7 protein-coding genes are annotated in these 12,932 nt (G+C 69.6%); 3 read left to right on the forward strand and 4 right to left on the reverse strand.

Annotated features, from left to right (window positions below):
* Positions 1-6: 6 nt before the first annotated feature.
* The gene (locus ACFC0D_RS07305; protein ID WP_376432001.1) at positions 7-378 is read right to left on the reverse strand and encodes a hypothetical protein; all 372 of its coding nucleotides are present in this window, start codon (positions 376-378) and stop codon (positions 7-9) included.
* A 19-nt stretch (positions 379-397) separates the two neighbouring features.
* The gene (locus ACFC0D_RS07310; RefSeq protein WP_376432003.1) at positions 398-6,814 is read right to left on the reverse strand and encodes an RHS repeat domain-containing protein; all 6,417 of its coding nucleotides are present in this window, start codon (positions 6,812-6,814) and stop codon (positions 398-400) included.
* Between the two features lie 467 nt (positions 6,815-7,281).
* Between ACFC0D_RS07310 and ACFC0D_RS07315 the strand changes: the two genes are divergently transcribed.
* Together ACFC0D_RS07315 and ACFC0D_RS07320 are read left to right on the forward strand one after the other, a co-directional pair.
* On the forward strand, positions 7,282-10,821 hold the full coding sequence (locus tag ACFC0D_RS07315; protein ID WP_376432005.1) for a ricin-type beta-trefoil lectin domain protein: 3,540 nt from the start codon (positions 7,282-7,284) through the stop codon (positions 10,819-10,821).
* A gap of 84 nt (positions 10,822-10,905) precedes the next feature.
* Positions 10,906-11,310, forward strand: a complete 405-nt coding sequence (locus tag ACFC0D_RS07320) for a DUF1992 domain-containing protein (protein ID WP_376432007.1) — start codon at positions 10,906-10,908, stop codon at positions 11,308-11,310.
* 98 nt (positions 11,311-11,408) lie between these two features.
* Here the strand turns inward: ACFC0D_RS07320 and ACFC0D_RS07325 are convergent, their stop codons facing one another.
* Positions 11,409-11,759, reverse strand: coding sequence for a hypothetical protein (locus tag ACFC0D_RS07325; protein WP_376432009.1), 351 nt, complete (start codon positions 11,757-11,759; stop codon positions 11,409-11,411).
* A 50-nt stretch (positions 11,760-11,809) separates the two neighbouring features.
* The gene (locus ACFC0D_RS07330; RefSeq protein WP_376432011.1) at positions 11,810-12,463 is read right to left on the reverse strand and encodes a TIGR03086 family metal-binding protein; all 654 of its coding nucleotides are present in this window, start codon (positions 12,461-12,463) and stop codon (positions 11,810-11,812) included.
* A gap of 51 nt (positions 12,464-12,514) precedes the next feature.
* On the opposite strand from ACFC0D_RS07330, the gene ACFC0D_RS07335 reads away from it, so the two are divergent.
* Positions 12,515-12,931, forward strand: a complete 417-nt coding sequence (locus tag ACFC0D_RS07335) for a MarR family winged helix-turn-helix transcriptional regulator (RefSeq protein WP_376432013.1) — start codon at positions 12,515-12,517, stop codon at positions 12,929-12,931.
* Position 12,932: the final 1 nt, after the last annotated feature.

Consider the following 12,932-nt stretch of genomic DNA (forward strand, 5'->3'; position numbering starts at 1 on the left):
GCTCTCCTACGGGGCGATCAGCTGCGGCTTCGGCATGATCCAGATCGCGAAGACCACCTGCGCGAGGAACCAGATCCCGAAGAGGCTGCCGCTACCGCCGAAGATCAGCGGCAGCACGGGCAGGATCAGCAGGAACAGGGCCCAGGTGCGGAAGCCGCCCGTCGTCCCGTACCTCTTGCAGAGCCCGAGCATCAGCAGCAGGAACAGCGAGGCCGCTCCCAACGCCAGAGTCAGGCCGATACTGAGGCCCACCTGCCGGCCGAAGGAGTCCCAGAAGAACTCACCCTCCTTCCGGGGAGCGAACGCCGAGGTGAGCACGTGCCCGGCGAAAAGCACCGGTATATATCGGAGCACACAGTGCACCAGCCATTCACCCATCGTTACGGCCTCCGCCCGTTCAGTTGCCGGGAACGCAGTAGTCCGAGTGCCATCTGCGCATCCCCTTGTCGTTGTTCCCGGGGATGGAGTCCAGCCCGCTGGGGTCGTTCATGACGTCCCGCACGATCGCGCGCGGGGCCTGCGTCCGGCGGTATTGAACCACTTCCATGTCCGGGTACTGGTCCCCCTTCTTGGTCACCTCGACCGTGGACCTGTTGGCCGCGATGGTGACCCTGACATCCACGGCGAACAGCGGGAAGAGGCTCTGAACCCCGTGGATTCCGAGATCCAGCTTGTCGGAGTTCGACTGCATGGGGCCGAAGTTGTGGTTCACGACGTTGTTGCCGAGGATGGTCTCGGACGGGTAGTCGTTGAGCAGGAGCTCGTTCGCCGGGATCATCCGTGACGGCGTCTCGATCGTCATGGGCGCGCCGCCTGTCGCGTAGGACGAGATCGTCCGCTTGCCGGGCAGGGTGTGCGACGGGGCGACCTTGAAGGTCACCTCGCCCGAGGCGGTGTCCCAGAAGAGAACCATGCGGTACGCCTGGTCAGGATCCAGCGAATGCTCCCGGTTGTCGCCGAGCAGCTGGTAACCCAGCCCTGGGATGTTCATCGCCTCCTTGGTGTGGATGAAGAACCGCATCATGATGATGCCCCTGTCCTCGCCCTTGCCCACGTTGAACTTCCCGAACTTGGTGCCCTTCGGCCCCTTCGACCACATGGCCCGCTTGGCCGCGTAGTAGCTCCAGGAGGCCGCCCGCTTGCGCACATAGGCGACGACCTTCCGCACGTACTGGACGATCTTCTTGAGCTTCTTGATGATCGAGCCGAAGGCCCACTCACCGGACGGGTCGCTGTCCGTCACCGGCGAGTTGCCCGCGTAGGCGTAGCCGTTGATCTGCTGCGGGTCGTCCGTGCTCAGCACCGGGTCGACGGAGATGAACCGGCCGTTCGCGGAGTCGTATTCGCGCGCGCCGATATGGGTCAGCCCCGTGGAGGCGTCGTTCGTACCGCCTACGAAGCCCCGGTCACCGGTCCACTTCCCGGCCTCCGGCTGCGTGCCGCGCGGCGTGCCGAACGGGCCGAGGTCCCGGCGCTCATAGCCCAGCGTCGAGGAGTTCACCTCGACGTCGTTCGTTCCCTGGTGGTCACCCAGCTGATATGACACCGAGCCACTGGAGGAGCGGATCACGGTCGCCTTGCCCGCCGTGTAGTAGCGCAGCGCGGACACCGTGGAGCTGAGCGTGTCGAGCTTGAGCTCCATGGACCCCAGGTACAGGGTCACCGCGCCCGGGTCGCGGCGCAGCAGCCGGCTGCCGTCCGCGTCGTACAGGAAGGTGGACTTCTTGCCCGCCGTCGTCGAGGAGGCCATCCGACCCTCGGCGTCCCACGTGATGCTCTGGTCACCGGCGGCGGTCACGCGGCGGGTGGTGTTGCCCGAGTCGTCGTACTCGAAGCTGTCGGTCCGGGCACCTGGGCCGCCTATGCCGACCTCGTCGAAGGCGTGCGGCCGCGTCTCGCCCGGCGCCGGGTAGGCGTACGAACGCGTGACGTCCTTGGCAGTATCGCCGAAAGGATCGTGCCGGATCTCGGACGAGCGGTTGCCGACGGCGTCGTAGGCGTACGAGTACCAGTACGGGTCGAGGCCGCCGACGTGCGGCCGTACACCGGTTGATGGCTTCAGCGCGCAGTCGTCGGTGCCGGTCCAGGCGTGCGAGAGCCGGGCGGCGAAGTCGTACGTGAAGCACTGCGTGTCGGTGACGGCCTTGTCGTCCCGCTCGTTGCGGATGCGGGTGATGTTGCCGGCCGGGTCGTAGGTGTACAGCTTGTTGTCGATGGTCTGCGGGCCGTCGGCCTCCCGGTCGTTGATCACCGTGGACAGTCGGCGGGTGGCGTCCTCGAAGGTGAAGGTCTGGACGGTGCGTCCGCCGATGTCGCCGAGGATGGTCTGCAGGAGCTCGCCGGAGGGCGAGTACTCATTGCCGAGCGAGTAGACGGTGGATCCGCTGCTCAGTGAGGTGGCCAGGCCGTACTCGGTGTAGCTCTGCCGCACGGTCTCGGCGGGCAGACCGCCCGCGGCCGGGAACGTGGTCGTGGTGGCCAGTCCGGTGTTCGCCGAGTAGGTGGTGCTGAACTCGTAGGTGCCCTGCAGCTTTCCCTCCGCAGCGGGGACGGTGATCACGGATCCGAGCGCCCGGCCCGCCGTGTCGTATCCCTTCACCGCAGTGGTGTACGCGTGGCCGTTGTCATACCGGGTCGACGAGGACAGCATGCCCTTGCCGCCGGCCAACGCGTCGTACGTCCAGGAGGCGAGCTTGGTGCCACCGACCCCGTCCTTGTACAGCGCGGTCGGCCGGTTCAGCTCGTCATAGGTGTACGCGACGGTCTGCTCGCGGCCGTCGGTGACGGTGTCGACCTTGTCGTCCGCCGTGTAGGTGGTCTTCGTCGTTCCCTTGTCAGGGTCCTTCGACTTCACCTTGCGGCCGCGCAGGTCGTACTCCATCGTCCACGTGTTGCCCGCCGCGTCCACCAGCCGGGTGAGCCGGTCGGAGGTGTCGTAGCCGAACTTCAGTGCCTCGTACGCCGTCGGGCTCGCGGTGTAGACCGGGTTGCCGCCCTTGTACTCGCGCACCTCGACCGGCTTGTCGTGCGCGTTGGTCACGGTGAGCGTGGCTGTGCCACCGGCGGGCGGCACGGTGGCGGTCCAGTTGCCGCCGTGGGACGTGGTGGTGCGCCACTTCTCGACGTTCTTGGAGAGGGTGACGGAGGCCGTGGCGCGACCCATTCCGTCGTACTCCGTCACCGTCTGGGACGGGACGAGGTTGTCGGCCACCGTTTGCACAGTCGTGGCCACCGGCTTGTCGTTGTAGTACTCGCCGTTGGAGCGGACGACCCGGCCGTGGGTGTCGTAGAAGTTGTCCGACACGAGACGGCCGGTGCCGCCGAACGCCTGGGTCTGGCTCTGCCGCTGCCGCAGCATGCCGTCGTAGAGCGTGATGGCGGTGCGGTACGCGCCGCTCTCCAGGAGCGTCTTGGAGGTGACCGTCGTCGGGCCGGTCTTGGTGACGCCGTACGTGAAGGTGACGTCGGCCGAGGAGGTGACGGGGCGGCCCGGCTTCCACGCCGCGATCAGCTGACCGAGGCCGTTGTAGTCCTGCACCGTGACCCGGCCGTTGGCGTCGGTGGCCTTGAGCGTGAGCCCGCGAAGACCGTCCAGTTCCGCCTTGGTCACAAACCCCTTGGCGTCGGTCGTCGTCACCACTGTCGGCTGGGCGCCGCTCGTGGGCGTGTAGGCCGTGATCGTCTTGAACCCGCTGGCGTCGCTCGCCTCCAGGCGGCGGCCCGCAGCGTCGTACGAGACCCTGGAGGTGGTCACGAAGACCGGAGCGCCTGTGGCGTCGTACCGGTCCAGCTCATCTATCCGGGTCGGATTGCCCTTGCCGGCGACCGGCGCGGCTCCGAAGGCGCTGGTGTCGTACCAGGTGCGCTGCTCGCCGACGACATTGGCCGGCGCGGCGGGCACGGAGCATACGGCCGACGTCTTCTGGACCGACGCCACGTAGGAGATCAGCCAGTTCGTCAGGTCGGGCGTCGTGTGCGTGGTGCGGGTGCACGACTCGTCGCCCATGACGGCGATGTCGCCCTCGTCGGACGAGGTGAGCGACTGGCCGTACGCGTCGAAGGTGTTGGTGACGCGCGTGGTGCGCCATGCGCCGGTGGACAGGAGCTTGCTCGACGACTGAGCGCGGGTGTCGACCTGGTACGCCTTCAGCGCCGTGGTGCCCGGCCGCGTCATGCTCGCGGTCTCCTTGGTCCACGGCTCGCCGATCGCGACCTCGGCGGGCGCGCCGCCGTCCTTGTCGTAGGTGACGGACTGGACCTCGGTGCCGCTGAGCGGCTCGGCGTCGGTGTGGACCTTGTCGAACACGTCGACGATCTCCGCGCCGTCGATGCCTCGGTAGTACGTCGTCTCTTCCAGCGTCCTGTTCTCGGTGCCGGTCCAGGTGCGCACCCGGCCGTACCCGCGGAAGTCGCTGTACGTGCGGTGCTTCTCCAGCGTGAACTCGCTGGTGTCCTTGGCCCAGGCCACCCCGCCGAGGTAGTCGTACTCGGTCACCGAGGACTCGGCGCCGGCGACCTTGTCGTCCTCGACGATCTTGGTGACGACATAAGTGTGGAACCAGTCCTTGGTGGGCTCGTTGTCGTTCTCCGGAGTCCACCAGACCGGGTAGCAGCGCTTGGAGTTGGTGACGGGGTCCGGCGCCGCGCCGTAGGTGCACTCGGTCGGCGAGTAGGTGACGAGGGTGTCTGCGCCGGTCTCGTTGCTGATCCGGGTGATCCGGTACTTGTTCAGCGGCGGACGGCCCTCGGCACCGTCGACACGGTTGGCCATGAGCGTGCCGCCGAACGTGACCGACGGCATGGCCATGGCAGTGCGGCCGGCCTTACCGGTGCGCACGATGGAGGCCAGCCACAGCGAGGGACCACCGGAGTCGCCGACACCCGGGAACTGGTGCGTGAACGTCCAGACGTCGATGTCCGTGTAGACGCCTGCCTTGAGGACCTGGGTGGTCACCGAGGTCAGGCGGTACTGGGAGAAGAAGGTCGGGGATCCGCTCAGGCAGTCCTGGCCGAGGACGCACAGCTGGTCGACCGGGGTGTCGGGCCAGTTCGCGGCGTGCGCCTTGTCGAAGGCGCAGTCCGCGGCGGTGGCGGCGAGGCAGCGGTTGCCGTAGCCGTAGACGACCTTGCCGGCGGGTGAGGCCGTGTAGACCTGGCCGGCGCGGTGGCCGTACTCGATGCGGGCCAGGGTGCCGCCTCGCACGTAGGTGGCGTCGGCCTTGGGCTTGGTGGAGGTGACGCCACCGGAGTTCTTGGCGTAGGCGTTGGCCTCCCGGTCGTAGAAGAGCGCCATCGCGTTGCCATGCGGGTCGACCACGTAGTCCAGGTTCCAGCGCCACGCCTGGGTGTCGGCCGAGTCCTTGAAGGCGGTTGCGTGGCCCGGCTCATCGGCGTGGTTGCCGAAGACGGGGGCCGTGTACGTCGACTTGGTCTCCGTCTTGCCGGCAGCCCAGCCGGGCAGCCTGTTCTTGCCGAAGAAGTACTGGGTGCCGTCGGTGGTCGTCACCTTCCAGTACTCGTTGTCCTCGTCGCCGTTGGCGGTGTCGGTCGCGGTGCCCTTGATCCGCTCGACGCGGGAGCCGTCGTCGTCGGCAGGGCGCCAGACGTCGCCCTGGCCGGTCTTGACGAGCGGGCTCGACGAGCCGTTCAGGGACAGGACGGCGTTGTCGCTCTTCCAGCACAGGTCACCGGACTTGGTACCGGCGTTGGAGCCGGTCGCGTTGTCGTCCTTGCAGGCCATGTACTGGCGCTCGATGAAGCCCAGTTCCATGGACCAGCCGTCGCCGACCGTGGACGACTGGTTGTTGCTGGCGGCGGTGCGTCCGTCGATGGAAGAGGACGAGTAGCCGAGCCCGAGCTTGGGGGTCAGGTCGCCGGGGACGGGCGGGACCTGGAGCGGGTACGACCAGTTGAAGCCGCCCTGGTTGCCGCCCGCGGCCCAGGACCCGGACGGGGACAGGGAGGTCGCCTTGAAGTCGCCGCCCGCACCGCCGCCACCGGCGGTCGCGGCCAGCACGGTCATGGTCGAGGCTGGGGCGGCCGCCACCGTCGCGGCGGCGGCATTGCCCCCGGAGGGGGTGGATTCGGCCGTAGCGGCCGTTGCCTTGCCGGGGGCGGTGTCGGGGGCGACATCCACCTCCGCGGTGAGCGTTCCGGTCCGCGTGTCGTTGCGCGTCGGCAGCGGCTCTGCCACCTGGCAGGCGGCCTTCTCCGGAGTGGTCAGGGCGCAGGCGGGCAGCTGCACCAGCCGAAGCCGGGAGGCCCAGTCGGCGCCGTAGGCCCCGCGGAAGGAGGTGTAGTCGAGCTGGACAGTGGCGCGGCCCGTTGCCGCCTCGCCGTCGGCGCGCGCCACCCCCATCAGCACGCCGTCGATACCGGCCTTCTGGGCCGTTGCACGGTCCGCCATGCGCAGCCGCAGCCGGTCCGGGGCGTCCCCGGAGACGGTCTTGCGCTCTCCCGTTCGAGCGTCGGACGCGGCGAGCTCGACCGGTGCCCCGGGCGCCTTCGTGAGGGCGCGCGCGTCACTCGTACCGGACGGGACGGTGGTGACGTCGACCTCGGTCTGCCCGGCCTTCGGCCAGACGATCTCGGGGGCGCGCCACGGCTTGCGGTCCGTCTCCGAGGAGGCCCTGGTCTCGACGCCGAGGTCCTTGCCCGGGACTGGGTCCGTCTTCTGTACCGGGCGGACCTTGAAGTCGAGGCGCGGATCGGCCTGGGCCGATCCTTGCAACAATGTCAGAAAGAGCGCACCGGCCGTGACGAGCGCCACGGAGCCGGCCCGGGTCGCCGGGCCGCCCGGCGCCCGGCCGAACATCGGTCTGCGGGCTCTCCCCCCGCTTTTTGATCGAGCGTTGAATATCAAAGCCCCACCCCTGTGTAGGAGTTCGCATGGAACTCTCTGATTGCGGATGAAAAGGGCACCCCAACTCCGGGGCGCCGGAGGGGAATTTAACACCCTCGATTCCCCACCCCCACCCAGTCCCCAGGCAAATGCGGAATGGTGAATTCCTGATCTGGGTGCGAGCCCCCAGGACGTCCACGCCCACCCGACCTGCGGGATCGCCCCCCCTGTGAGCCTGCCGTGAACTTCCTTTACTCTGACGGCACTTGCCGCTCATGGCCGCCGCGGACAGCGGGAAAATACCGACCAGCATTCCGGAATTCAGCATTCCGGGACTACTCTCTCGCTCGCACTACGCACCATCCACAATTGAGGGGGCGGAAAACTTGAGGGGTCATCGATCCAGATGGCTTCGGCACCGGCTGCCCACCGCCATAGCGGTGGCGGCGATCGGCACCGGCGTCCTGACACCCATATCCACGACACCGGCCTTCGCCGTGGACGCCCGGCAGTCGGGCGCACAGGAGGCCTTCGGCACGGAATCCGGATCGTCCGGGTCGTCCGGGCAGCCCGAGCAGGACACCGAGGAGGCCCGCGCACAGCGGGAGGCCGCCAAGAGCGGCAAGCAGGTGGAGATCCTCGGCAAGCGTGACGAGACCACCCAGGTCCTGGCCAACCCGGACGGCAGTTTCACCTGGCGCCAGTACATCCGCCCGGCCTTCGCGAGGACCGGCGGCCAGTGGCGCAAGGCCGACGCCACCCTCCGGCAGGACCCGACCGGCCGGATCAGCCCGGTCGCGGCCACCTTCGGGCTCTCGTTCTCCGGAGGCGGGACCGACCCGCTGGCCGTCATGGACAAGGGCGGACGGACACTGTCGATCTCCTGGCCCGACCCCCTGCCCGCCCCCCGACTGGGCGGCGACACGGCCGTCTACCCGGAGGTGCTGCCGGGTGTGGACCTGCGGATCCGCGCCGATGTCGACGGCTTCGCCCAGCACTTGGTGGTCAAGACCCGCGAGGCCGCCCAGCACCCCCGCCTGGCCGAGCTCTCGCTGGGCCTGAAGACCCAGGGCACCACGCTCAAGGAGGACGGCGCCGGAAACCTGGCGGCCACCGACGCCAAGGGCGTCAAGCTGTTCGGCGCCCCGGCCCCGGCGATGTGGGACTCTGCCCACCTGGCCGCTCCCGAGGCGGAGAAGCTCCGCAAGGGCAGCACGGTCGAGGTGGCCGAGACGGTCCCGCCTGCCAAGCTCGTCGAGATGGACACCGCGGTCGACGGCGACCGGCTGCGGATCACCCCCGACGCCGCGGTGCTCGACGACCCGAAGACCGTCTACCCGGTGGTCATCGACCCGATCTTCTCCGGTGGCCAGCGCAACAACTGGGCGATGGCCTACAAGCAGGCCGGCAACGCCAACATCGCCAACACCCCGTTCTGGAACGGCGGAACGTTCAGCGACAAGCTGGCCCGGGTCGGCCACGAGAACGCGACCGACGGCACGGCCCGCTCCTTCTTCCAGATGAACACCAAGGGCCTGGACGGGGCCACCATCCTCAAGGCCACCTTCCAGGTGTTCAACAGCTACTCGTGGTCCTGCACGGCCACTCCGGTGGAGCTTGGTCACACCGGCCCCATCACCACCGCCACCAGCTGGAACAAGCCCCCGGTCTGGCACAAGACCCTCCAGACCAAGACCTTTGCCCACGGTTGGAGCCCCACGCAGTGCGGGCCCGAAGGCGAGGACTTCGCGGATCCCAAGCTCAAGGCCGTCGTGCAGTCGATCGCCGACAGCGGCGCCGACACCCTGACGCTCGGTCTTCGTTCGGCCGACTCGCACGAGGGGGCCGTCAGCAGCTGGAAGAAGTTCCAGAACGACCCGTATCTGGAGGTCGACTTCAACAGCCCGCCGAAGGTCGACTCCTCGGCCGCCTACCAGGGCTCCTGGAGCCCTTCGGCCACGGGCAACCAGCACGTGCTGTGCAACACCTCCACCGACGCGGCGAGCTGGCCGCTGGTGGGCAACGCCGGCGTGACGCTGACCGCCAAGGTCTCCGACCCTCAGGGCGGCCAGGTCACCGGCGCGTTCTCCATCGGCGAGTACGCCGGGGCCAACCTGTCCCAGCCCGCCAACGCCGTCACTTCCGGCGGTACGTCGCAGGTGCGGGTGCAGTCGTCCGCGCTGACGGACGGCAAGGCGTACCAGTGGATCGTGCAGGCCCGCGACGGCATCGACACCTCCGCGTGGACGGCTCCGTGCCGCTTCAAGGTCGACAAGACCGCGCCGACCAAGCCCACCGTCACCGCGGCGGACGGGTTCGCCCTGGACGTGGCGGAGGTGCCCGCCCGGAAGACCCGCTCGATCACCTTCGAGTCCAGTGACACCGTCGGTCTCGACGGCTTCTGCTACAACCTGAACGACCCGCTGTCCGTCTCCAGCACCAAGTGCGCGAACGGCACGTTCGTCGCCGCCGACGCGAACGGCAGGGCGACCGTCAGTGTGACGCCGAGCCTCTGGCCCAACAACCGGCTGCACGTGCAGGCGTACGACAAGGCGGGGAACACCTCCCTGTACAGCGGCGCCGACGGCTCCGAGACCGACACCACCCTGATCGTCACCGCCCGCCCCGAGTTCGTCCGCGACGCCGACGGCCGAGCAGCCGGCGACCTGCCCGGCGACCTCGACGGCGACGGTCACATCGACCTCGTCGCCACCGACTCCGCCGGTGACCTGCGGCTGTACGCGGGCGACGGTAACGGCACCGGCGACATCCGCAGCAGCAGCGTCCTCGACCGGGGCGGCTGGAACGGCGTGGTGATCACCCACCGCGGCGACTTCACCGCAGCCACCGTCGGCCAGACCAAGGACGGCTACGAGGACTACTTCGTCAAGATCGGGAACAAGCTCTACCTGTACCCGGGCGACGGCACCGGAAATCTCCTCACTGCCAAGCGTGTGGAGCTGCTCCACCCCACCGGAAAGCAGACCGGCCGACTCACCGGCTCCGGAGGCAAGTGCCTCGACGTGAGGTCCGGCGCCACCGCGAACGGCACACCGATCCAGATCTACGGCTGCAACGACACCGCCGCCCAGGACTTCCACCTGACCGGCGGAGCTCTGAAGGTCCTCGGCAAGTGCGTGGCCGCGGACGGCGTCGACAACCGGGCGGCCGCCGAGCTCTGGACGTGCGACGGCGACTCCCGCCAGCAGTGGCGGGACCGCGGCGACGGCTCCCTGGTCAACGCCGCATCGGGGCTCTGCCTGGACCTGCCGGGCGGGAGCGCCACCGACGGCAACGCGCTGCAAATCTACGACTGCAACCGCTCCGCCGCCCAGCGCTGGGTCGTCCCCGGCAGCTGGTCGGGCACGGGCGAGATCCTGGCCGTAGGCGACGCGGACGGCATGCCCGGCAATGACCTGATGGTCCGCGAGGGCGTGGGCATGTGGCTCTACAGCGGCACTGTCGCAGGGCCTCTCGACGCCGAGCCCGGCTCGTACAAGCTGCGCCCGGGCAAGCAGTTCGGCTACAGCGGCTGGGACGCGTACGACTGGATCGCTCCGGGTGACATCACCGGGGACGGCGTGACGGATCTGCTGGGACGGCTCCACTCGGTGCCGTCCACTCACGCGGACTACGGGAAGCTGTTCCTGTACCCGGGAGCACGGACGACGGACACCACGGGCACGTCGCTCTACCGCACAGGTACGCGGTCGGTGTACGGCACCGCGAGCTGGCAGCCGGCGAACATCCCGTCGCTCGCCTCGGCGGGCAACGCCCAGGGCACGGTCGTCGACCACGGCACGTACAAGCAGTTCGTGCCCACTGCGGGCGAGGAGAGCCCGGACTTCTGGGCGACCCAGCCCGGCGGGGCCTCGGGGACCGGCGTGCTGCGGTTCTACCCGGGGCGGCCCGCCGCCCACGGCTCGCCGACCGTCGTCGGCGAAGCGGGCTGGACCTCGTCCATCGCCGCCATCTTCTGACCGAGCCGCCGAGCTGCAGGGCCCCCGTTCCGTACCGGAGCGGGGGCCCTGCCGTCGCCGGGGCCGTCTTCGTAGTCTGGACGTATGACCGAACGCAAACCGCCTGGCGTCAGCTTCGAGTCGTTCGTGGACAAGCAGATCCGCGAGGCCGCGGAGCGCGGCGAGTTCTCGAAGCTGGCCGGCTTCGGGAAGCCGCTCGACGACGACACCGCCCCCTACGACGAGCTGTGGTGGATCAAGGGGAAGATGCATCGCGAGGGCGCGTCCGTCCTCCCGCCCTCCCTGGCCCTGCGCAAGGAGGCCGAGGACGCGGTGGAGGCGATCGGCCGGGCCGTTTCGGAGTCGCAGGTGCGCCGGATCCTCGGCGAGATCAACACCAAGATCGCCGCGGCCCTGGCCCGCCCACCGGCCGGGCCGCCGCTGAATCTGAAGCCGTTCGACGTCGAGGAGACGCTGGCCCGGTGGCGGGCGGAGCGGGCGGACACGTAGCTCGGTCGAGTCGGCCGACTCGACCGCCCGAGTCGCGTCGCCCCCGGTCGAAGGCGCCGTCGGCCCACCTCGGGGCGCGGTCGGCGCCGTCGGTGCGGTCAGAGGGTGGTCCTTCCGGCCGTCGGCCGGAGAAGTGCGCGGGCGCGGGCCCACGTCTCCCCCGGGTCGAACTCCTCCGCCTCCCACCCGGTCGACGTCAGCGCGCCCCGCCCCCGGTACGCGCGCATGATCTCGACGTGCGGGGCCCAGGCGACGAAGGCCCGCAGGGCCGCTTCGTCGTGCCAGACGGCGACGGCGCCGCAGCGGCGGGCCAGGGGAAGCGCCCAGAGCCACATCCCGTACGCCCCGTCGAGCTCCGTCCAACGCGCCGCGAGCCGGCGGGCGGCGCGATGGACGCCGGGGAGGTCCGTAAGGCGGTCGAGGGTGAAGTCGGTGACGCTGACCAGCACGTGGCCCCCGTCGGCCGGTCCGCCGTACCGGCCGGGTGTCCACGCGGATCTCAGCACGCGGTGCCGCCGATCGGCCCGTCCGGTGTGCGGCCGAGGGTCGCGAGGATCCGGTCCAGTGTGGCCGCGCCCGGGGGCAGGGGGATGCCCGGGCGGAAGGGGCTGTCCGGGGCGAGTCGGGTGTCGCCGTCCGGGACGGAGAGGGCGATCGGGAGCGCGGCGTCGAGGACGTCGGGTTCGGGGTCGTACGGGAGGTCCAGGCCGCGGGCGATGTCCCAGCCGTGGACGACGTAGTCGATGAAGTGGAAGCCGACGGCGCGGCCGGCGGGGAACGTCCGGTCGACCGTGAACTCGGGCAGGAGGAAGGGCCGGTCCGGGGCGTCCAGGGCCGCGAAGGCGGCGACGACGCGCTCGGCGGCCTCGGCGTACCGCGCGACGGCTTCGACGGTGTCGGTCACGGGGCGGACGGACCAGTGGGCGAGATCCGCGCCGTCGCCGAGGGCGGCGGCCGCGAACCCGCGGTGCTGGGCCGTCATATGGGCGAGCAGATCGGCAACCGTCCATCCGGCGCAGGGCGTCGGCCGGTCGAGGTCGCCGGGGGTCACCCGATGCACCAGGGCGACGCTGTCGCGGACCACGCGCGCGTGGAGGAGCCGTAACCGCTCGAACCGCTCCGTGGGGTCCGCACCATCCGAAGAGATATGCATGTGCTTACGATCTGCTCGGGCTTATGAATTGTCAACGGGTATTTTCGTGCCATGGAAGAGCCCCGCCCCGATCTCGCCGCAATGGTCGTGCCGCTGGGCCGCACCCTGATGGCGGCGGAGCAGCCGGTCCTGGACGCCCACGGCGTGACCATGTGGGCGTACGCGGTCCTGCTGCACCTCGACGAGACCCCCATCCGCACCCAGGCCGCCCTGGCGGAGGCGATCCGGGCGGACAAGACCCGGATCATCGCCGTCCTCGACGACCTGGAGACGCGCGGTCTGATCCGCCGCCGCCCCGACCCCCAGGACCGTCGGGCGCGACTGCTCTCACTCACGCGCGAGGGCCGCGAGCTGCGGGACACCGTGCAGTCCGAGATCCAGAAGGGCGAGGAAGGCGTGCTGTCCCGGCTTCCGGCGGCGGACCGGGAGGCGTTCGTCCGGGCCCTGCGGATCCTGACGACCGAGTAGT

The organism is Streptomyces sp. NPDC056222, assembly GCF_042264065.1.
Taxonomy (GTDB): domain Bacteria; phylum Actinomycetota; class Actinomycetes; order Streptomycetales; family Streptomycetaceae; genus Streptomyces.

Bases quoted from the DNA above. Each gene is read 5' to 3' on its own strand.
- ACFC0D_RS07305 (WP_376432001.1), bottom strand. From the start codon at position 378: ATGGGTGAATGGCTGGTGCACTGTGTGCTCCGATATATACCGGTGCTT.
- ACFC0D_RS07310 (WP_376432003.1), bottom strand. From the start codon at position 6,814: ATGTTCGGCCGGGCGCCGGGCGGCCCGGCGACCCGGGCCGGCTCCGTG.
- ACFC0D_RS07320 (WP_376432007.1), top strand. From the start codon at position 10,906: ATGACCGAACGCAAACCGCCTGGCGTCAGCTTCGAGTCGTTCGTGGAC.
- ACFC0D_RS07330 (WP_376432011.1), bottom strand. From the start codon at position 12,463: ATGCATATCTCTTCGGATGGTGCGGACCCCACGGAGCGGTTCGAGCGG.
- ACFC0D_RS07335 (WP_376432013.1), top strand. From the start codon at position 12,515: ATGGAAGAGCCCCGCCCCGATCTCGCCGCAATGGTCGTGCCGCTGGGC.